Annotated in this window: 16 protein-coding genes; 11 read left to right on the top strand and 5 right to left on the bottom strand. The window is 48.3% G+C overall.

What is annotated here, in order from left to right; genetic code table 11:
• Positions 1-7 precede the first annotated feature (7 nt).
• The gene (locus C9J03_RS23370) at positions 8-1,402 is read right to left on the bottom strand and encodes a DUF1254 domain-containing protein (RefSeq protein ID WP_044621561.1); all 1,395 of its coding nucleotides are present in this window, start codon (positions 1,400-1,402) and stop codon (positions 8-10) included.
• 193 nt (positions 1,403-1,595) lie between these two features.
• Between C9J03_RS23370 and C9J03_RS23365 the strand changes: the two genes are divergently transcribed.
• From C9J03_RS23365 to C9J03_RS23325, 9 genes are all read left to right on the top strand, one after another.
• Entirely contained in the window at positions 1,596-3,146 is a 1,551-nt protein-coding gene (locus C9J03_RS23365) for a sulfatase-like hydrolase/transferase (RefSeq protein WP_044621560.1), read from the top strand.
• Between the two features lie 126 nt (positions 3,147-3,272).
• A complete protein-coding gene (locus tag C9J03_RS23360) occupies positions 3,273-4,685 on the top strand; it encodes a DUF1254 domain-containing protein (protein ID WP_044621559.1) in 1,413 nt (470 codons plus the stop codon).
• 52 nt (positions 4,686-4,737) lie between these two features.
• A complete protein-coding gene (locus tag C9J03_RS23355; protein WP_044621558.1) occupies positions 4,738-5,493 on the top strand; it encodes a hypothetical protein in 756 nt (251 codons plus the stop codon).
• A 15-nt stretch (positions 5,494-5,508) separates the two neighbouring features.
• Complete coding sequence (locus C9J03_RS23350) at positions 5,509-6,654, top strand: anaerobic sulfatase maturase (RefSeq protein ID WP_044621557.1); 1,146 nt, start codon at positions 5,509-5,511, stop codon at positions 6,652-6,654.
• A gap of 36 nt (positions 6,655-6,690) precedes the next feature.
• On the top strand, positions 6,691-7,602 hold the full coding sequence (locus C9J03_RS23345) for a LysR family transcriptional regulator (protein ID WP_044621556.1): 912 nt from the start codon (positions 6,691-6,693) through the stop codon (positions 7,600-7,602).
• A 237-nt stretch (positions 7,603-7,839) separates the two neighbouring features.
• On the top strand, positions 7,840-10,041 hold the full coding sequence (locus tag C9J03_RS23340) for a bifunctional metallophosphatase/5'-nucleotidase (protein WP_044621555.1): 2,202 nt from the start codon (positions 7,840-7,842) through the stop codon (positions 10,039-10,041).
• A 204-nt stretch (positions 10,042-10,245) separates the two neighbouring features.
• A complete protein-coding gene (locus C9J03_RS23335) occupies positions 10,246-11,001 on the top strand; it encodes an SDR family NAD(P)-dependent oxidoreductase (RefSeq protein ID WP_044621554.1) in 756 nt (251 codons plus the stop codon).
• A gap of 652 nt (positions 11,002-11,653) precedes the next feature.
• The gene (locus C9J03_RS23330; RefSeq protein ID WP_044621553.1) at positions 11,654-13,849 is read left to right on the top strand and encodes a bifunctional metallophosphatase/5'-nucleotidase; all 2,196 of its coding nucleotides are present in this window, start codon (positions 11,654-11,656) and stop codon (positions 13,847-13,849) included.
• Positions 13,850-13,912: 63 nt separating this feature from the next.
• Complete coding sequence (locus C9J03_RS23325) at positions 13,913-15,082, top strand: YibE/F family protein (RefSeq protein WP_044621985.1); 1,170 nt, start codon at positions 13,913-13,915, stop codon at positions 15,080-15,082.
• Positions 15,083-15,172: 90 nt separating this feature from the next.
• Here C9J03_RS23325 and C9J03_RS23320 read toward each other — a convergent pair whose 3' ends face one another.
• From C9J03_RS23320 to C9J03_RS23310, 3 genes are all read right to left on the bottom strand, one after another.
• Positions 15,173-16,483 carry a DUF1501 domain-containing protein gene (locus C9J03_RS23320; RefSeq protein ID WP_052829658.1) on the bottom strand — a complete coding sequence of 437 codons (1,311 nt, stop codon included), beginning with the start codon at positions 16,481-16,483 and terminating at the stop codon, positions 15,173-15,175.
• 2 nt (positions 16,484-16,485) lie between these two features.
• Complete coding sequence (locus C9J03_RS23315) at positions 16,486-18,438, bottom strand: DUF1800 family protein (protein ID WP_044621552.1); 1,953 nt, start codon at positions 18,436-18,438, stop codon at positions 16,486-16,488.
• A gap of 380 nt (positions 18,439-18,818) precedes the next feature.
• On the bottom strand, positions 18,819-19,592 hold the full coding sequence (locus tag C9J03_RS23310; protein ID WP_052829657.1) for a GGDEF domain-containing protein: 774 nt from the start codon (positions 19,590-19,592) through the stop codon (positions 18,819-18,821).
• Between the two features lie 84 nt (positions 19,593-19,676).
• On the opposite strand from C9J03_RS23310, the gene C9J03_RS23305 reads away from it, so the two are divergent.
• Together C9J03_RS23305 and C9J03_RS23300 are read left to right on the top strand one after the other, a co-directional pair.
• The gene (locus C9J03_RS23305) at positions 19,677-20,618 is read left to right on the top strand and encodes a VirK/YbjX family protein (RefSeq protein WP_052829656.1); all 942 of its coding nucleotides are present in this window, start codon (positions 19,677-19,679) and stop codon (positions 20,616-20,618) included.
• Positions 20,619-20,803: 185 nt separating this feature from the next.
• A complete protein-coding gene (locus tag C9J03_RS23300; protein ID WP_044621551.1) occupies positions 20,804-21,223 on the top strand; it encodes a GNAT family N-acetyltransferase in 420 nt (139 codons plus the stop codon).
• A 77-nt stretch (positions 21,224-21,300) separates the two neighbouring features.
• On the opposite strand, the gene C9J03_RS26540 is transcribed toward C9J03_RS23300, so the two are convergent.
• A complete protein-coding gene (locus tag C9J03_RS26540; RefSeq protein WP_211300775.1) occupies positions 21,301-21,597 on the bottom strand; it encodes a hypothetical protein in 297 nt (98 codons plus the stop codon).
• Between the last annotated feature and the right edge of the window lie 381 nt (positions 21,598-21,978).

Here is a 21,978-nt window from a genome sequence, read left to right as displayed (position 1 = left end):
ATTATCGTTACATAACACGTTCCACTTGAGGCAGTGGATACGTATTGTTCAGAACCGCTTCGGTTGGTTCGTACAAGCGCATATGAAGGTAAAAATCGTCTTCAGGGGCGGGGAGCCAGTTACATCCATTGTCTTTTGGTTGTTCGTTTTGAATACAAATGGTCAGTGTGCCATCAGGGTTGTATGCCAATTCACCGGGGCGGTTGGTTGAAATAGAGTAGCGGTTTATCTTGTTTTCGACCATGTAGAGATTTTCGGCATCGTACATGGTCAGCGACCAAAATGCTTCTGCTGGCGCGTCAGCTGGCATGGTCATCCGGTATTGGTGAGCGCCAGACAGTTGGTTACCGTCAGCATCGGTATAGCGGTTGGGGTAGAGTGCCCGCTCGGGAACGTTCAGTCCGGCTGCGCGGAGGTTGATGCTGGCACGGCTCAAGTAGTCGTTGCCGTACTGGCCTCCTTCGAACATCATTGACCATCCGTTATTGCTTGTGCCGATGCTGCGACCGGCATAGTGAATGATCTGCTGTGAACTTTGCAGAGCTCGCAGCAAGCCTTTCTTTTGAGTATCAGATAGGTTGTCTGGATCGAACGGCTCATCGCCGCCAATACCGATGTACTTGAATTGTTCCACCATCGCGGCATCTTCTGATAGTGGGTTTTTACGCAGCTCCTGATCGATTAAGGCATACCATTCCAGTCCCTGCGGCTTGGCCATGGGCGGAATCCGGCCAGAGGATTTTTTGAGTTCAACCGGGCCATGGTTAGCGCCAAGCTCAGTTAATGGATAGCTGATAAATTTATCGTGGACTTCCAGCGCCGCCTGGGTGTCCTGCTCACCCGATACCCCGGTTCTTTGGATCAGCCATACCATTGGGGTTCTTGATTCGATAAGCGCATCTATACCCTCTGGTATGTCTCCTTCCCACCCTTGGTTTACCAGCAGGAATTTAGCGCCTCGGACTCCGGCATTATTGCGGTGGATATCGGTAATGGAGTCTGAGTAGGCATCCAGTAACTGGACGATATAGTACCGGTCGTCCGTTCTGGGAATTTCAAGCACCATAGGCCCAGAGAGATCAAGATCATAGTGGGCCTGTGAATATAAGGTATCGTTATTGACGGTCGGTACAATTCTATCTTGTGGCCCAGACAGTACCCGTGTTTTGCCCATCTGGTTGAGCGGGGCCATGGCATTGTCCATCGGTGCATCGACCGAGGTTGACGTCTGGCGTACCGCCGCGACGGTGAGAGGGCCTGCACCGTAAATGAAGGCCTGCACGCCCAAGTTGTAGGCGAGTTCTTCTTCTGCCGAGGGCTGGCTTTCAGCGGCATAAGAGCCGGTGATAGTCATTAGCCCAATCGAGCTACAGACTAGGCTGGCCAATAGTGTTTTATTCATATCAAACCTTATTTATCGTTATTTATTTCCTTGAGGGTAAATGTTTAGCGACTTCGATTGATTAATATCGACTATTAGTCTTTTTGATAATTGGCTGGCCAAGATAGGAATATTAGAAATGCTAATAGAGGCTATTTCTCTTATTTAGAAGGCTTTTATTTATGCTATCTCCGTCCTTTAACGGAGAAACGTTATGAAAACAAATAATAAAAATATGAAAAGTGCGTTAGCGCTTTCCATCGCGGCTGCCTCGTCGTCGCTGGCTTTTCCGGCATTGGCGGACAGCCCCAATATTGTCGCCATCATGGTTGATGATGTTGCGCCGATGGATATTTCGGTTTATCACCGGGGCTTAGGGGCTATTAAGACACCCAATATTGATCGCATTGCCGATAACGGGCTGATGATCAGCGACTATTATGCCCAGAGCAGCTCGACAGCAGGGCGGGCAGCGTTTATCACGGGGCAATACCCCTTCCGCTCAGGACTGACGTCGGTCGGTCAGCCGGGCTCGAAGCTGGGCTTGAAAAAAGAAACGCCAACGCTGGCTGAGCTTCTGAAGCAAAAGGGCTATGCCACTGTTCATGTCGGTAAGTCCCACCTGGGTGACAATAACAGTCATCTTCCGACCGTCCACGGTTTCGATGAGTTCTATGGGTTCTTATATCACCTTAATGTGATGGAGATGCCCGAGCAGCCAGAGTTTCCGAAAGACCCGAATTTTGTAGGTGTACCTCGCAATGTGCTCCATTCAATTGCGAGCAATACATATGATAAAACCGACGATCCCCGCTTCGGTGCAGTCGGCAAACAGGTTATCACCGATAAAGGAGCGCTTGGCAAAGCGCGCATGAAACAGATTGATGAAGAGTTCCTGAACTTTGCGACTGACTGGCTAGACCGCCATGAAGCAATAAACGATGACCAGCCATATTTCATGTGGTTTAACCCATCACGTATGCATACGATTACCCATGTCCGGAAAGAGTATGAGGGGGTGAGCCAAACCTCCACTTATTATGACGCGCTAAAAGAGTTGGACGATCAAATCGGAGTTTTGCTCGACAAGCTAGAGTCGTTAGGCGAACTCGACAATACCATCATCATGTTTACCTCTGATAACGGGGTGAATTTAGACCACTGGCCCGACGCCGGGGCCGCCTCGTTCAGAGGCCAGAAGGGGACTACCTGGGATGGTGGATTCCGGGTGCCGATGCTGGTCAGCTGGCCGGATAAATTTCCTCAGGGCCAATATGTTGAAGGCATGATGTCAGCCGAGGATTGGCTGCCAACCCTGATGGCTGCCAGCGGTGAGCCAAATATCAAAGCACAGCTGCTCGCAGGGAAAGTTATCGAGGGCGTTGAGCGGGTTGCGCACATCGACGGCTATAACCAGATGGATATGTTGGCCAATGGCGGCGAAAGCAATCGCCACGAATTCTTTTTCTATAACGAAACCGATCTCAATGCTGTTCGGGTCAACCAGTGGAAGGTCCATTTAAAGACCAAAACAACCTGGACAGAGCCAGCTAAAGAGTGGCCATTCGGGGTGCTGGTCAATATCAAAGCCGATCCGTACGAGCGTACCCCCGATACCCATGGTTGGTATCACTGGATGAAGCAAAAATCGTGGGTATTGCCGGAGTTCTACCAAGCGATAGGCCAATACCAAAAGTCGTTGCAAGAGTACCCGCCGGTCCAAAAAGGCACCGGTATCGGGATGGGTAATGACACCATCAATTAACTCCGGATGACGGCAATGCTCATTAGCGCCGCTGCTTCCATGGCGCTATTGGCAAAACCAATATCCGCTATTACCCCTTTTCTTTCATGTTTTGAATACCCTGTGCCCAGCAGTGTAAGGTTTCCTATGATGAAAAAAACGATGACGAAAACCGTGCTAGCCACCATGCTGGCCTTATCTGGCACCATGGCGGCGATACCCTGTACCGCCGCAGTCGACAGCACCATTGTTACCACCCAGCAAGCGTTAGACAACGAGGGTTATGTATTGGGGGTCAATGCCTATATGTGGGGCTCGACGCTCGTCCGTATGGAGCAGATTGCCCGCCAGTACAGCGATGTATCGGCCCCTCAGTCTGATACCAGTTACCGTGGTCCGTTGAATGAATTTGGCCATGCCCGTCGCTTGAGTACCCCCGCCGATACGGATATGCCAACTGCCAACCGCGACACCCTCTATTCCAGTGCGGTACTGGATCTTAGCCAGGGGCCTCTGGTGCTGTCGGTGCCTGATGTGACTGACCGCTACTATGTGATCAACATGTTCGATATGTGGCACAACCTGTTCCAGTACGTCGGCACCCGGGAAACCGGGTCGCTAGAGAAAGAGATATTGATTGTGCCGCCGGGCTGGAAGGCCGATGGTGCGATCCCGCGTGAATTGAATATCGTTGAGGCACCAACTAGCAAAGTATGGCTTTGGGGGCGGACTCAGGTCATGGGCGAAGACGACTACTCTGCTGCCCACGCTATCCAAGATCAATACACCTTAACCCCTTTGACCGAGTACATGGGAGGCGAATCACTTCAACTCCGCCCACTATCGCCACGTCCGGGCAGGGCTGATGATCCATTACGTTTCTATGTTGAGCTGGGCGAATATCTAAAAGAGAACCCCGTTGATGAACGCCAGCAAGCGATGCTGGGCCAGCTCAATAAAATAGGTATCAGCGAGCAAGGGTTTGACCGAAGCAGGTTAAGCGACACAACGATTTCGGCCATGGTTAAAGCGGTCGCCGACGGCCAGAAAATGGTAATGGCACAGCAGGCCAACCCAACCACGTTGGAGATCAAAGATGGCTGGGTCTATGCATTCAACCTTGATGGTTTTGGTGATGATAACGCCATGCGATCCTTGATTGCGCACCCATATCTAGGCGGGCAAGGAGCCAAAGAAGCGGTCTACCCGATGGCAGCGATGGACACGCAGGGCAAGCCTCTGACGGGCCAGCGCAGCTATACCATGAAATTTGACGGTGAGCCGCCGGTCGATGCCTTTTGGTCCGTCACCGTCTACGATGCCAAGTCTAAGATGTTGGTTGATAACCCGATAAACCGCTATAGCCTGAATAACTTATCGGATCTCAAAAAGTCACCGGATGGCTCATTTGAGATCACTTTCTCCCATCAACAACCATCTGCAGATACCAATTGGTTACCCACCCCAGCAGAAGGGTTTTATGTACTGACACGGCTGTATATCCCATCTAAGTCGGTCTTGAACATGGACTGGACAGTGCCAGGTCTAGAACAGCGTTAACACACCCGCGGGTGCTGAACCTGTCGGTTGGGCATCCGCTATCGGAGTCACAATGAAGTATGTAGTTTACTTGGGCGTATGCCTGACATCGGTGTCGGCATTTGCGCAAGAAGAGGCCGTGCAGGATATGTCAGATCCCCTTGCGGTTTATACGCAGGTCGGCATCGGGGCGACAGATAAAGGACTAAATCTCAAAGTCGGGCAGACCTACGAGACGGGCAGGGATGATACCGCGGCTATGAACATCATAGAGGTAAAAGGTTTCCTCGGGGAAAAGGTGGGTTGGCAGGATGGTAATGATGATAGCGTCGACAGCCTGCGTTTTAGGAACTTTCATGTCAACCTGACCAGTGGGCGCGGAACCCAGCTGGATGTTAATTATGACATTGCCAGTGAGTCGGGCTCGGCATCGTACAGCTTGATACAGGCATTACCGCAAATGGGGCCCGTGACCGTCTACCCTCTGGTCGGGTTGGGGGCCAGTTTCATTAATGCGGCCAATAGCGAGGGCGAGAAACTGTTTGGCTATGCGCTGCCCGGTACGTTTGCTGTGGTAGGGACCTACGGCAAGGTCGCGATGAGCGACAAGCTGTGGCTGAACTACAACCCGATGTGGTTTACCACCTTGTCTGGTAGCGATAGCTATGTCGACTTTGGCCTCGAAGGGGATAGCAATGTGTTGAAGCATGAGGTTGCGCTTTCTTATCAATTTACTCCGCGCTTCAATGCCCGTTATTTTGCCAATTGGTCACAAAATGAAGATTTCAAGGACGGTGGACATCGGCTCGAATTCAATTATCAGCTTTAACGCTTAGGAGCAACTATGACGATCGCTTTGCCTTACAGCCTTGCTATCAAGCCTGTTGGATCATCCTGTAACCTTGACTGTAGCTATTGCTATTATTTGCAGCACCAGCCTGGTGGTGAAAAAAAGATGGATAGGGCAACGGCTGAAGCTTTAATTAAAAACCATATCCAATCACAACCTGGCAAGAGCAAGCAGGTCGACTTCATTTGGCATGGTGGTGAACCTTTATTAATTGGCAGAGACTTTTATAAAGACATTATTACCTTGCAGGATAAATGGGGCGAGGGGAAGTGTATCGTCAACACCATTCAGACCAATGGTACTTTGATCAACAAACGCTGGGCAGCTTTCTTCAAGCAACACAACATAATGGTCGGGGTCAGTATTGATGGTCCCAACCTGCTCAATGATATTGCTCGAATAGATTGTCATGGAAAATCGAGCTTCGAGAGGACAATGAGGGGGATCCGGCTGCTTAGGGATTATAACGTCGAATTTAATACCCTGACGGTGGTCAATAACCGTACCTACCATTCGGGTAAGCAGATTTATGATTTCCTCAAGCATAATGGCAGTCTTTATATGCAGTTCCAACCTTGTATCGACCATGAGCTGGACAGGCGTTTTGACTATGACTGGTCACTGTCGGGCGAGCAGTGGGGGACGTTTTTATGTGATGTTTTTGATGCGTGGTGCCAACGTGATGTTGGCAAAATTTATGTGCAGTTTTTTGAAAACTGTCTGATGATTTTGCTGGGGCGACCGAGCCAGATGTGCCACCACGCCCAGACCTGTGGCCAGCAGTTGATGGCAGAAGCCCAGGGGCAGGTGTATAGCTGTGATCACTTTGGCTACGATAGCTACCAGATAGGGAATGCCCGTCACCAATCACTGGCCGATATGGTGGTTAGCCCGGCACAAGTTCAATTCGGTCAAAGTAAACACAACTCACTGTGCCGTGAATGTAAGTCCTGCGACTTTTTGCCGTTGTGCAACGGTGGCTGCCCTAAAAACCGAACGCTCGCGACGGCGGACACGTTGCCGCTCAACCAACTGTGCCAAGGCTATAAGATGTTTTTTAACTATGCTCTGCCAAGGCTGCTGAAAATGGTGGATGTAATGAAAGCAGGCTACCCAGCACAGTATTACTCCTTGTTTTAATCTATATTACGGCGATTCCATTTATAGAGAAGCGCAATGAGCAAAGACTATAATCTACTACGATTGTTGGTGGTGTTGTACGAAACCCGCCAGACGGTAACGGCGGCGAAAAAACTGAATGTCAGCCAGCCTACGGTCAGCCTTATGCTCAAAAAGCTTCGCGAGCAATTTAACGACGAGTTATTTGTACGTGATGGCAACCGTTTTGAGCCGACGGCAAAATGCATAGATTTAGTCGAGAAGGTTCCCTTTATTCTCGACCAGCTCGATGAGCTTTACACCAATGATCAGCAGTGGCAAATCGAGCAGATGTGCGGAGAAGTCACCTTGTTTTTTCCTCCGACATTGATGGCTCCGGTGGCCGCCCCCCTTATTGCCAAGTTGACCCTTCTTGCCCCCGGTTTGACGGTTAATTGTCAGCCTTGGTCGCCGATGAGTTTGCATGATCTTGCCAATCACCGAGCTTATTGGGGGGTGAGCTATTTACCGATGGAAACCAATAAAAATGTGGTCCAAAAGTCACTGCCTGATGACAGATTTATGCTCGTTACCCGAAGAGGCCACCCACTTACCATTAATGATCTTCAGGAAGTATTGAAATACCCGCTCTGCGTCAGTGTCATACCCGGGTATATCGAAGCATCAAAAGTCGAGATGCTGATTAAAAAATATAAGCTAGAAAAAAACGTTAATGTGCGCTCTAGCGATATGAGTATGATGCTGGAACTCATTAAGCAGAGCGACGCAATTGGTGTGATGTCTGAAAAAAACGGGCCACTGCTAAATGATCAATTTCAAACCTATCCTTTGCCTGAAGTTCTGTATCAAGATACCTTCCGTCGTCAGGCCGCTTTTTTCTGCCATCTAAGAGACCGTCACTCACCATTTACCGAGTGGCTGTACCGAGAGGTAAAAAGCTTATTCGATGCGAGTGATAAAGTGCTGTAGGTGCTATTTCTTACTTGTCCAAGATGTAATCACCATGCTGTATTTAGCATGTTGCAAATTAACAACCAGGTATCATGCAACGGTTTACATTTAACGCTGTATTTCACCAGCTTACCGATTTTACATTTCGCAACAGATTGAGTGGTTTTTACGTATTTATTCTATTTTTTTTCCTTATATTGCCCATACCCAAGTTCCTTGGATATAAGACTTTATCCTGACATTAGGCTCTGTGAGATGAAAAATAAAACCTTTAAGCTTGCCACGTTAAGTGCTGCAATTTTGCTGGCTTCTGCGGGAAGCTATGCAGAAACCCCTACAACAATAGCTGAATGTAAAACCTTTGAACCGACGCCATCGGTTATCGTAAAAAGCGAGAATAACGAACTAACAAGCCAGACCATCACCATTGGTGCGACCGGCGATATGCACGGTCGTATCTTTGCGTATGACTATGCCCTTGACGGTGTCGACAGAAATGCCGGTTTCTCGAAAATTGCGACTTTGCTTCGTGATGAGCGGACCAGCAATGACAACTTCCTGCTGATTGACTTGGGCGATACGGTCCAGGGGAACTCGGCAGAGCTGTTCAACAATGATCCGGTTCACCCTGTGGTTGAAACCATGAACAGCTTGAACTACGACGTGTGGGTACCGGGTAACCACGAGTTTGATTTCGAGCGCGCTTTCCTCGAGCGTAGCCTTGAGACCTTCAACGGTTCGGTGATTTCTTCCAATGTGGTTTGGGACAAGAACTCGGTTGACTGTAAAGCTAACGAGGCCGAGGTGCCTTTCCTGCGCGGTTATCAGATCTTCGATTATAACGGTGCCAAAGTGGCGGTTATCGGTCTGACGCCGTCTTACGTGAAGGTATGGAATGCGTCTAATCCAGAAAACTTCCGCAACCTGGATTTCAGAGATGAGCTGGAAGCGGTGACCGAAACAGTCAACTCGGTTATTGACCAATACCAGCCGGATGTGGTGATTGGTGCCTTGCACCATGGCCGCAAGGAGCATGGTCGCGGCGTACATGAAATAGCTTCAAAGCTGGCTGACAAGTTCGATGTGATTTTCATGGGCCACGAGCACGCACGCTTCATTGAGCAAGTGGAGAAAGGCGCGGATATCACGGCTGAAATGCCTGAAATTTCGGTTGGCGGTAACAGCGAACTGGAAGACAAGGCGAAATCCGGTGTGTACAACGCCCAGAACCGTCACGAGAAAGTGAAGATTATCGAGCCGGGGAACTGGGGCTGGGCACTGGCCAAGGCGGAGATCGAGCTAGAGAAAGATCAACAAGGCAAGTGGCAGATTGTTGATACCACGCTATCAAACCGTAAAGTCGAGAATGTTCAAGAAGACAAGCAGTTGCAACAGCAGATGCAGCAGATCCATGATGCTTCTGTTGAAGATGCCAATATTATGATTGGTAAGGTGAAAGGTAACTTCACCAACTCAGCAGGTGGCTTTGCCGATGAAGCGGTACTGGAAGAGCAGGTACTCAACAGCGAAGGCCTACGCCTATACAGCTCCATCCATAACGGCAAACTGGCCGATATGCCGATTACTGATTTGATCAATCAGATCCAAATCATGAACATCGAGCAGAAAGGATCTGACGCTGAAGGTAACAGCATTAAAGTCGATGTGTCTGCGGCAGCCTTGTTCTCGGATGGCTCTAACTTGTTCGATGGTCAGGAGTACCGTAAGAAAGACAGTGCCAACCTGTACATGTATGACAACCAGTTAGTCGCAGTCAGCATTAAGGGCGAGCAGCTGAAACAGTACATGGAGTGGTCGTACGGTTACTTCAATACCTATCAGGAAAACGATATTACCGTATCTTTCGATCCTGCGATCCCGGCGTATAACTACGATATCTTCGATGGTTCAATCCACTACACGGTTGACTTGAGCAAGACTGTCGGTGAGCGTATTGATATCACTGAAATCCGCGGCGGCAAATTTAACCCAGACGCGGATTATGTATTGGCGATCAACGATTACCGTTTAGGTACCCTGCTTGGCCAAGCGTGGATCATCCGCGAGCAGGTGATCTGGGATTCTTCCAACGAACCTGTATATGCCGTACGTGACATGATCACCGAGTACGTCGAGAACGAAGGTGTGTTGGATCGCAGCAAGTTCGAAAACGTAAACTGGTACATCAAGCAATATGGCCAGTCGAAGGCAACCGGTGAAGTTACAGAAAAAGGTGACATCCTATCGCTGCGAGAAGGTGTGGGTGCCGAGCTTTGGCAGAAACTACAAAACAAAGAAATTTGTGTGATGCGCTCCGGCCCTGGTGCACGTAACTCGATTAACGTGTCGGTAAACCTTAGCGACGAAACAACGTGGTTTGCTAACCCTAACTATTCTGCAGAAGCGACTCAGCAAGCTCTGTATGAAGGCTGTGCGTACAGCAACCAGCCCAAGTAATACACTCCCAGTATGATAAACCAAGGCGCTTCGGCGCCTTTTTTTGTGCCTAAACCAGACGAAGATCACGATTGATCCTTACCCAAGGTTTGAATTCTATGATTTAAGTGTTATTGTAATACAATATTAATTATCGGTGATGTCGAGGGAGCCTCTGTTGAGGCTCTTGGCATCGCCATTAACTAACGTAAAGAGAACATTGATATGTCTAATAAAGTTGCATTTATCTCTGGTGCTACAGGTGGGATCGGTTTCCAGGTGGCTAAGCGCCTGGGTCAAGATGGCTACACGGTGATCCTCAACGGCATCGAAGCGTCGAAAGGTGCAAGCTGTGTTGCTGAGCTAACTGGAATGGGCATCGAAGCCGAGTACCGTGGCTTTGACGTGACAGATGAGCATGCCGTGACCGAAAACATCAATGCAATCGGTGAAAAATTCGGTAAGATCGATGTTGTCGTTAACAATGCGGGTGGTTTGGGCGGTCGTAGCCCAATCGAAGGTATGGAAACTGAGTTCTTCCGCAAAGTGATGGCGCTTAACCTTGACAGTGCATTCTTTGTTTCTCGTGCGGCTATTCCATTTTTGAAGAAGTCTGGCAACGCGTCAATTATCAACTTTACGTCTAACGCCGCTTGGAATGCAGGTGGCCCAGGTGCTGGTATCTACGGCACGTCTAAGGCTGCGGTTCACACCCTAACTCGCGCGCTTGCGAAAGAACTAGCGCCAGCCAACATCCGTGTTAACGCAGTGTCGCCAGGTACTATCGATACACCGTTCCACGCGCAAATTAAAGCGACTAAGCCAGAAGTATTTGCTTCCTGGGCTGACAGCATCATGCTTGGCCGTCTGGGCCAGCCAGAGGAAGTGGCTTCTGCGATTTCATTCCTGGTCAGCCAAGACGCTTCCTTTATCACTGCTGAAACCCTCCAGATCGGCGGTGGTCAGGCTCTGGGTATCTAATCTAGTTGCTCTTTTGCGCTATTTTAAAAGCTGAAAATGTAAGCGGTCGATACTGGTAGGTATCGGCCGTTTTTGTTTGCAGGCAGGAAAATACTTTCGTTGCTTCATCACTTTTTTGCTCGGAAATCCAAGTCTGTGTATTGATGAAATCAGTAAAACCAGCGGCCTTAAAGATCTTACACTGGTTTACATAATAGGCACGGAGAGACAGCTATTGCGCCGAAATAGCAAAACAGCTTGGAGGAAATGCCTGCGTTGTGGTTGGGAAGTGATCGCTATCTTTCATTTTGTAAGGCATAGCTTTGCTAACTTAACAGTTAAAAGTGATTTTAATTATCAATGGCTTTTTGTGATCTGGTTCACTTAATTGCTTATCCGTTGTTTTGCTTTGTTGTTTTGAAGTGGGATTAAAATCACATTTGCAAACGTTTGCCTGTGCGTTTTTTGTTCGGTTTAGTGTTGTGTTGTTGTTGATGTTTAACGTCTGCTTAGCATGAAACGGTTTACAATTAACGATTCATTTATCGAACTTACCAAATTTACGTTTGGAAACACTCTTGGGGTTTTTCGAGTTTTTATTCTATTGCTTAGGCGTATATTTCTCGGTGTTTTATATACCATTTTTTATATTATCTTTTTTGATTGCCTAGCCATGACTAAGAATACAATTAAAGTAGCAGCGCTGAGTGCTGCGGTTGTTACGGCCCTAGCAGGGTGCAATAGCAGTAGTAATGAGCCCGAGCGTCCGGCCATTGCTGAGTGTAAAACCTATGAGCCTACGAAAGCGGTTATTGTCAAAGGTGATAATGATCAGTTAACTCGTCAGACCATTACAATTGGTGCAACCGGCGATATGCACGGCCGTATCTTTGCTTATGATTACGCGTTGGATAGCGTTGACCAAAATGCTGGCTTTACCAAAATTGCGACTCTTCTTCATGAAGAGCGTGCCAGCAACGACAACTTCCTGATGATTGATCTTGGTGATACCGTCCAGGGCAACTCCGCAGAACTGTTCAACGACCTACCGGTTCACCCTGTGGTTGAAACCATGAACTTCATGGATTACGACGTTTGGGTGCCGGGCAACCACGAATTCGACTTTGAACGTGCATTCCTTGAGCGTAGCCTGGAAGGTTTCAACGGCTCAGTGATTTCTTCTAACATCATTTGGGATAAGAACTCAGCAGATTGTAAAACTAACGGTCAGGAAGTGCCTTTCCTTCGTGGTTACCAGATTTTTGACTATAACGGTGCCAAAGTTGCGGTTATCGGTCTGACGCCTTCTTACGTGAAAATCTGGAATGCCTCTAACCCAGAGAACTTCCGCAATCTGGACTTCAAAGAAGAATTTTCGTCGCTAGAAAGCACGGTTGACCAAGTGATTGCTAAGTACCAGCCTGACGTGGTGATTGGTGCACTTCACCACGGCCGCAGCGAATCCCACGCCCGTGGTGTAAACGAGATTGCCTCTAAGATGGCTGACAAGTTCGATGTGATCTTCATGGGTCACGAGCACGCGCGCTTCATCGAGCAAATCGAGCTAGATGCACCGTTCGAAAATGGAATGGACGATATCTCTATTGATGGTGAGAACCAACAAGAAGACAAAGATAAGTCTGGCGTGTATAACGCCCAGACGCGCCAAAGCAAAGTGAAAGTGATTGAACCAGGCAACTGGGGCTGGGCACTGGCAAAAGCTGAAATCGAGTTGGAAAAAGATGAAAACGATCAGTGGCAGATTGTCGACACCACGATGTCGAACCGCACGGTTGCAAGTGTAGAGGAAGATGCCGCACTGCAGAATGAAATGCAGCATATCCACGATGCATCTGTTGAAGATGCCAACATCGAAATTGGCGTAGTACGCGGTAACTTTACCAATACACCAAACGGTAAAGCTGATGAAGCGGTGCTAGAAGATCAGGTGCTGAACAACGAAGGTCTTCGCCTGTACTCGACAATCCACAGTGCTAAAGTGTCTGACATGCCACTGACGGATCTGATTAACCAAATTCAAATCATGAATGTGGAAGAGAAGGCCGGTATTGAAGTGGATGTGTCTGCGGCGGCCCTGTTCTCCGATGGCTCGAACCTGTTCGATGGTGAAACCTACCGTAAGAAAGACAGCGCCAACCTATACATGTACGACAACCAGTTGGTGGCGGTCAACATCACCGGTGCCAACCTGAAAGCCTACATGGAGTGGTCTTACAGCTACTTCAACAAGTATGAAGAGGGTGATTTGACGGTTTCATTCGATGAGACAGTGCCTTCCTTCAACTACGATATCTTTGATGGTCATATTGAATATGTTGTTGACCTTTCTCAAGAAGTTGGTAACCGTATTCAGGATATCAAGATCCGTGGTGTTGACTTGGCTGATGAGCAAACGTATGTACTGGCTATCAACGACTACCGCTTTGGCTCGCCAATGAAGGAAGTCGGTTGGGTATCTGACGAAGATGTGCTGTGGGATTCTTCTGCAGAAGCTATCTACGCAGTGCGCGATATGCTGACTGATTATGTTGCCAAGAATGGCGTACTTGATCGTAGCAAGTTCGAAAACGTGAACTGGTACATCACGCAGTATGGTCCATCCGATGCCAAGGGTAACGTTGCCGATGAAGATAAAGGTGTTATTCTTCAGCTGCGTGAAGATGGTGCACAAGGTGAAGCGCTATGGAATCGCCTACAGAATAAGGAAATCTGTGTGATGCGCTCTGGTCCGGGTGCCCGTGATGCTATCAATGTGTCTGTCAATGTCGCTAACAACAACACTTGGTTCGTGAATCCGAATCCAAGCAATCCGTATGAAGGTTGTACTTACAGCAATCAGCCTAAGTAATGTCATTTGCTGAAATATGAGAAAGAAGGCGCCTGTGGCGCCTTCTTGTTTTGGAAAATTGAAATGTTAAAACGATTACTATTTCCTTTTGTCGTCTTTGTGATATCGACGGTTATCTTGTGGTATTCACCAACTGTGAGCGAGTCATTCCGGCCAAAAGCTTACAGCAACCAGGAATTTGTCCGCGCGAGTGTGATTGATGTTTTAGCTGAGAGTACTCAGTCAGATCCTTTAGTGCCTTCAGTTAAGACAGGACGTCAACGGTTGCTGGTGGAGCTGTTGGAAGGGGATGAAAAAGGCAAGCAGGTTGAAGTCGAGAACCAGCTTAGCCGGCTACACAATGTTTACGTGAGCGCCGGTGACCGGTTCATCCTGTTGGTGAGAGAGCAGGGCAGCCGTACTATTTACTGGCCTTACAATCACGATCGTTCATCGGCGGTCTACTGGATGGTGGGGATCATAGTGCTTCTGACGGTACTGTTTGCCGGTCTCCAGGGCGTCAACTCGGTGATTTCACTGTATTTTACCGGCGCGCTGTTAATCGGTGTGCTGATTCCGGCTTTGTTTGCTGGCTGGAACCCGATCCTAGTTACCATTGGTTTGATGGCGGTGAAGATTGTGGTCAATTTCCTGTTGGTGGCTGGCTGGAATAAGAAGTCACTGGTTTCCATGCTGGGTACGCTGGCCGGTGTGGTCATGGCTGGCTTGATGGCGCAGTTTTTTGGCGAGATGGCCCAGCTTAACGGTTTATACCTCGAGAAAGGCGAAGATATTCTCTACCTCGGCGGCACCGCCCAGGTACAGGTGCGCTGGCTGCTGTTTGTCGCCATTATGATTTCGGCACTGGGTGCGGTCATGGATGTGGCGATTTCTATGGCCTCGTCGTATCACGAGCTACGGGAGATGTCGCCGGAGCAATCTGAAAAAGACCGCCTCCTCGCAACCATTCGTATCGGGCGTGATATTCTGGGCACCATGACCAATACATTGGTACTGGCTTTCGTCGGCAGCGCGCTGACCACCATCATGATGGTGTGGGGATTCCAGATGCCAGTGATGCAGTTTATGAATATTCCGGCCTTGTCACTGGCGATGATCCATGGTTTGGCGGGGAGTATCGGCTTGATCATGACCGTGCCGCTGACGGTATTGATTGCCAGTGCTGTCTACCAGCGAAATGCTGATTTACCGGCATCAGCATCTGCTTCGAGCTCTGAGCCTGTGAAAGAGTGATTATCGACACTCATTAGCCCCAATACTAATAAAAAGCCACGATGCGTTATTAATGCATCGTGGCTTTTTCAGTTGAGACGGGAATGGGCTTTACACCATAAAGCCCAAATCCATAGTGCCGAAGTTAGTGGATGTGGTTGGGAAGATGGTTTGTATTCCGCCGTCACTTATGCCGAACCAACTCGCTAGGGTAGCTGCCATCTGTTCATGGGCAAGGGTGGGGATCAACCGGCCTTTGCCGTTATCATCAGGGCTGCCGACACTAAAGTCGGGATATGCCCCATAACAACCACTTGATACACTGCCTCCAATGACCAACTGGTTACTGCCCCAACCATGGTCGGTACCGTCATTGGCATTGTTGTGCATGGTGCGGCCAAAGTCTGACATGGTGAAGCTGGTGACATTGGGCTGCAGCGCGCCCAAGGCACGGGTGAACTCAGTCAGCGCGGTATCGAGCTGGCTATACAGCGACTGGTGGCGTGGTACTTGGTTGGAGTGGGTATCGTAACCGCCTTGGTTAACAATAAAGACCTGTCTGCCGACACTGCCTGACGCCACGGAGGCGTCAATGATCCGCTTAACGGCCGATAGCTGCGAGCCCAGGGAGGTATTGCGGCTTATTGCCGGGTCGAGCTCGGTGGAATCGATCAGTGAGCGGAAGTTGTTGTAGGGGGCCAGAAAGTCACCATGCTGCTTGAGATATTGCTGGTGGAAGGGAGACATATACACCTCTTCGACCATTTCGTTATATTCTCTTTCTAGCGTGCCGGAAGCGCTAAAGGCGTTAACGGCAGAGACCGACCCTTGGGTGTTGGTTCGGATATCACTGACATTCATGCCGCTCAGCCAACTATTGCCCCCCAATGAGACCAGCTCAGGGATCGCGCCGCCTTGGGCGAGCAGATCCATCAGCAAGCCTCCCCAGCCATAGGCGGCATAGGCGCTGGTATGCCAGGTACTCTCCCAGGCATATTGTTGCTTGGCATGGTTGAACAGGCCTGTCGGGTAAGGCGCGCCTGAGCCCGCCGGGCCGACAAGGGTCCCGATATTGATAAGCCCTGCTGCCAGCCCGTCCTGGAACAACGACTGGATGCCCGGCATATTGGGGTGTAGGCCAATAGGCACACCGTTAATATCGGTTTTGCCTGTCATCAACAGGTTGGCCTTGCCGATGGCAATATTGGGGCGGCGAGCGGCATACTTACCATAGAGATCTTCATCGCCAGCCATCATCATGTTGAACGAGTCATTCCCGCCTCTTAGGAAAACACATACCAAGGCTTTATAGTCGGCGGCAGCATAGGCCTTGCTAGACAGGGAAAATGCCATTGGCAGTGTTGTTGCCCCGGTCATCAGGGCGCTGTGTTGTAAAAATCGACGTCTCGATAATTTCATCATCATTACTCCTGAATCTGGAATTCGGGCGACATAGCAGCCATCCAAAATACCTTGTACATGTTGTCATGATTGCTCTTGGGCATGTCGTCATAGACATCGCCCAACCGCTGTTCAAGCTGTGGGGTCAGTGCGCCATCGAACATCGTGTCAGCGAGCAGGGCGAGGAAGTTTTCCCTGTCATCGGTAGTCCACAGGCCGGTGAAGGCGGAGTAATCCAAGATCAATCGATTATCGGGAAGTCCAGTTACATCACCGCTCAAGGTGATGTCGTCTTTGAGTTTGCGGAAAATCAGGTTAGACAGATTCGGAATTTCAGCTGATGTGTACAAGGCAAATTCAGGTCCGATTAGCCCATTGTCTTCCAGAGGCCCACTCGGGGTATAAGTGGCCGGGTAGAAGTTAAAGACTGACGGTGCCGATAATGGTCCCTGCGAAAAGCGATGACCCTCCGGCGAGTATTGCGTATCGAAACCGTAACCCAGTGAGGTATCTCGGTGGTGCGGGTAGTTGTCTCCCATCTGGCTATTGAATGCCCGGTATAGCGCTGTCATGGTAACAATCGGCTCTCTGGCTTTTGATACGGAGATGGGGTTCGACTCGTAGGGTTGCGGATCGGTCAAAATGGCTTTGACCACGGCGGCCAAATCCCCCTGAGTGTCGTTGAAGGTACGGGCTACCCGTGCGATATAGCGCTTGTCGGGGTTGGAGGTCACCAGCTGTTTGATCAAATGGGTACTGACAAATACCGCAGTTTCTCTTTTTGAGACGAGAATATCGAGTAATCTTTCCAGCTCTTGCTCGGCGGTTTCATTGCCGGGGAAATGGCGGCCAAGAATACGCTTGGGGTTCGTATCATGGTTGCTGGCGGAAACGACCATCGGGCTGAGCAAGCCATTGTCTTCATCCCAACCGGTAAACAGTCTTGCTAACTCTTGAACATCTTCTTCGGTATAGGCCGGGATGGGTTGGTTTGTCTCGCTGTCCTTTCTGATGGCGCCTTGATAGCTCACCTTCCACTCGCCCAAGGAGAAGAGTTGCAATAATTCACGGGCATAGTTTTCGTCGGGGTATTGATTATTCTCGGGATCTGGCGGTAAGTTCCCGGCCATAGTAAGGAATCGGCCCATTGCAGGCGAGTAGGTGACATCTCGGATTAAGTCTTTGTAGTTGCCAAAAGCGTGTTTGACCAGAATATCGTAATATATCGCCAGCCCTTTCGCCCGGTCATCACCAGACAGGCCGGCATCGTTTTGCGAAACTACGACCATCTGGCTCAATGCGAAAGCGACACGCTGCCGCAGTTGGTCTTCGCTATTGAGGACAATTCCCCACCAGGCATTGCTGCGGTAATTTCGATGCTCTTGGCTACTGCCGTTCAGATCGGCCCTGATCGACTGGATCCGCAGGTATTCGTCCAGATGGTATGACGGTGGGACAGCGATTTGCTCGTCAACCCACTGGTCAGGGGTTTTTCCTATGGTTGCGTTGACGTCGGCCGGTGTAGGCCCGAAGGTCCCTCGTTCTAGCAGCCGCGAGGCATTGCTATAGTCAAGGATCAGTGGCGGGATGGTTAGTTCAAAGTTGAGGCTGTAATCTCCCGTCGATGCCCAGAGGCTATTCTCTGTGCTCGATTTTATCGGCAAAATAGTGCCGTCTGTTTGTAACTGTCCGGCAACCACTTCAACGCTTTGGTCATTGATACACTGAGAAATGTAGTATGGCCATTGTGCTGTACGGTTGTGGCTAGGCCTATTGATTTGACAGCTAAAGGTTTCAGTTGCAATTCCACCTTTGGCAACGGTGACTTCCACGGTATATGGGAAGTAGGTGTAGTTGATTTCTTTTGTGATGCTACCATTGTCAATCAAATCAACAGCGTATGCTTTTGCAGCAATAATTTGAAATAGCAGTACTACGATAGCATTTCTCAAAAAGCATAAGTTTTTGAAAAACATCGATGTTACTCCAACATTAATTGACAGATTAGAAAGATATGTTTAATTAAAAAAATAATACTAAGGCAAGCATTTGTTATTGATTGAATTCCTTTTCCTCTCTTTTATTACTGGCGTTTGAAATTTGATATAAAAATGGTAGCAAAGAAAAATAAACTGTATATAAATTTGGGCATGTTAAGACCAATAAATATTTACTGGTGACTGAAATTGTGAGCTTTAGCCAAGCTCACTTTGAAATTGAAATAAATATTGGTGCTTAACTTGACGTTGAACAAATCAAAACTAGCGGGTTGATGTTTTTTTGACGCCAAGGTAAAAGTTATGACACTGAAAAGTAAAGCGTAAATTGGCTTGCGTTACAAAAAGCGGGTTTAATGTTAGTTTGGGTTCAATACAGAAGAATACTTTTGTTGGTGCTTGAGATGTTTCATACGATACAACGCCTTGTCTGAGCGGTTAATTGCTTCGCGCAAGTTGCGCCGGTTGAAATTTTCAGCGATGCCATAGCTGTATGAAATGTTGAGTGCGGAAATAGTTGCTTCTATATCGACCAGAAACGACTTGGCTCGGTGAGATTGGAGAATGACAATAAATTCATCACCACCGAAGCGTATTATTATTTCATCTTGTTGGGTATATTGCTTTAGCCCCTGGCTGAATAGTTTGAGTATACTGTCACCAAACTTATGGCCATGTTCATCATTGAGTTGCTTGAAGTTATCAAGATCAAAAAAAACCAAATCAAATTGTTTGAGAGGGATCTTTATCAACGCTTTCCGATTGTAAACCCCGGTGAGTTCATCGGTGCTTTGGCTAGTCTCATAATGGTCTATTGTCTGTTTGACACCCAGTGCCAAGCAGGCAATACCAATCAAAGCACATCCGTCATCCAGAAAAATGGCAACAGGGACTGGAATGGAGCCGAGAGTTTTCTCTAGTGCGATAATTTCGTGTAGCATACCGTAGGCTTTTTCTAGGCCAAGCAACATCATTCCGAATAGAAATAATTTTTCTTTTTTTAAAACGGGATAGGCACAGATAGCAATAGCAGTGATGATAGTTAAGCTAAGGTACTCGACAACAAATCCAGCTTTGGAATAGAAAAAGGGGCTATCAACCCAGTCGTCTACGCTCTGGGCGTACAATCCCATACATTGTACCCATTTAATTCGACAGAAAACCAAACTGTCTAATTGTACACTGTTTGTAATTGTGTCTTATTGTGTGGTTTTGCTGTGCGTTCTTCTACCCATCATTTTGATTACCTGCGTCGTCTTCCTCAACTGGCAAATACGGTTTACCCAAGTAGCCGGGGTTTTAGGAAGATAAAGAAAAATGCCCGCTTCTGTCTATGGGGGGTATTGAACGCCGATGCGGTAAAGGCGATGGCCGACGTTTTTGCCCATCCTGAGTTGGCGCCAGTGCTGCAGAAAAACCCGAAGATTTTCGAGAAACCGCTTAAGCCCTACCTGTGTGTCAATTGGACGCGTAAAGAGAAAATTGCCCGCATTCGGGAGCACTATCTTTTTATCAAAGACACCTTCGGCAGCCACGCGCAATCTGTGCTCTCCCCAAAAGGTGTCACTATCCTTGAGTTCACCGATAACCAAGAGGTGCGATATAAGGTTCAGCTTTGCCAAGGAATGAGCCGTGAGGGGGCGCTTGGGCTGTATCTGGTTGACGAGAATAACCGCAATATCTATTCGCTGACTTGTCATATTGCTACAGGTAATAAAAAGACACTGTATATTGGCGCTTTGCAAGGACCCAAAGAGGACATTGCCGATCGCAACCAGGTGATCAAGACCTTGACTCGTTCGCTGCACGGTTTGCGCGCCAAAGCCCTGATGGCTGAATTGGTGCTGATCCTCGCCAATGTTCTCGGCATTGACGAAGTGCGTGGCGTGTCTAACAAAGGACATGTGTACCAAGCACTGCGCTATATTGGCTCGAAACGCAAAGCGGTGACCTTTGATTATGATGATCTGTGGCAGGAGTACGGGGCAACGAAAGAGAGTGCTTATTTCTATCGGTTGCCGCTGCAGCCGCCCCGCAAAGATCCGTCAAGCCTCAAGAAAACCAAGCGCCGCCTGTATACTAAGCGTTACCAGTGGTTGGATGAAGTCGCCACTGAGGTAGAAGTTAACATTCAGTCAATGATGAAAACTTCTCTTTGATAGCAGTTAAGTGATATATGCTGGCTGTTTCGAAGCATGCTAGAAATACTTTGCATGTTGAATAGCACATATCTAAGTATGGATAAAAATAGACGAACATCTGCGTTATGTCGGTATGTTGTAATAATAGGTAAGTAAAATCTCCCTTTATTTATTAGCTTTAGTGAAATAGGTTTGGGGGAAGCATGGAAGTTCTTTTGGCATCAACGCATGAAGATATTGTTATAGTTGCGCCGATTATGCAGCAGCTGCGGCCGAAATATGAGCTTGAGCAATTGATTGAGTTGGTGAACCAACAGCGCAAACAGGGTTACCAGCTAGTTTATGTCAGGGAAGGCGGTGATATTTTATGTGTGGCCGGTTTTGTTACTGGCCACAAATTGGGCTGGGGAAATTACCTGTACATCGATGATTTGGTGACCGATGAAGCGAAGCGTTCAACCGGAGCCGGCCGGTATTTGCTGGAATGGTTCAAGGATTATGCCCATATTAACCAGATAGAGCAGATCCACTTGGATTCCAGTGTTCACCGCTATGGCGCGCATAAGTTTTATTTACAGCAAGAGTTTGTGATCGCCTGCCATCACTTTGTGCACCAGTGCTAGCTGGAGTCTGGTCGCGCATATTGTCGACTGTGCCTGTGGTGAGGGGCATGAAGGCACAGTCGTTATTTGCTTCACTATTAGTGGCAATAACTTGGGGTAGTCGCCTCTTCAATATTTGATGCCTGCAAGATTTCTTCAATCAGTAGCAGAGAGGCAGATTTCCGATCTTCCTGACACTTAAAGTCAATCGAAAGCACTTCTAATAAGTCTTTCAGCAGAAAGCTCATATGTGACGCGTTTTTGCTGTTATTGACATAGGGTTCAAGCTCAAGGATCAGTTTCTCGACATCGTGGGTAATTGAGGTATTCACCTCGTTTTTCCATTGTGCTCCCTTTACTTTGAGAACATCATAAATTGAATGGTATGTATTCATTGCTTCTGCGCCCTTGGTAAAGCAGCCAATAATAGAAATAACTAACTTTGTTGAGCTGATATCCAAGCATTTTGATGCTGCCTGGGTATAGATTGAGGGTTGCCTGTTTTTGTGGCGTTATACCTCAGAGTTTTCTTTATTCTTGCTGACCATGTGGATTTTAATCTGCACTAAAAAGAAAAACCAGTAGGGATAACCTAAATCTATAGTGGTATCACGTTAGTTTGGGCCGCTGTGATTAATGCACCAATAAGGTGAGCTTACGACGGCATAGCTCAACTTAGCCAATCAGCTCTGGTTTACTTAGTGCATACCCAAACGAGGAGCAGCACTATGCAAAACCACGACAAACTGAGCCAAGCCATCGCCGCCTTTGAGCAT

It is taken from the genome of Photobacterium gaetbulicola, from assembly GCF_003025515.1.
Taxonomy (GTDB): Bacteria; Pseudomonadota; Gammaproteobacteria; order Enterobacterales; family Vibrionaceae; genus Photobacterium; species Photobacterium gaetbulicola.
Note: the sequence above shows the minus strand (reverse complement) of the source record. Positions and strands in the feature narration are given on the sequence as shown.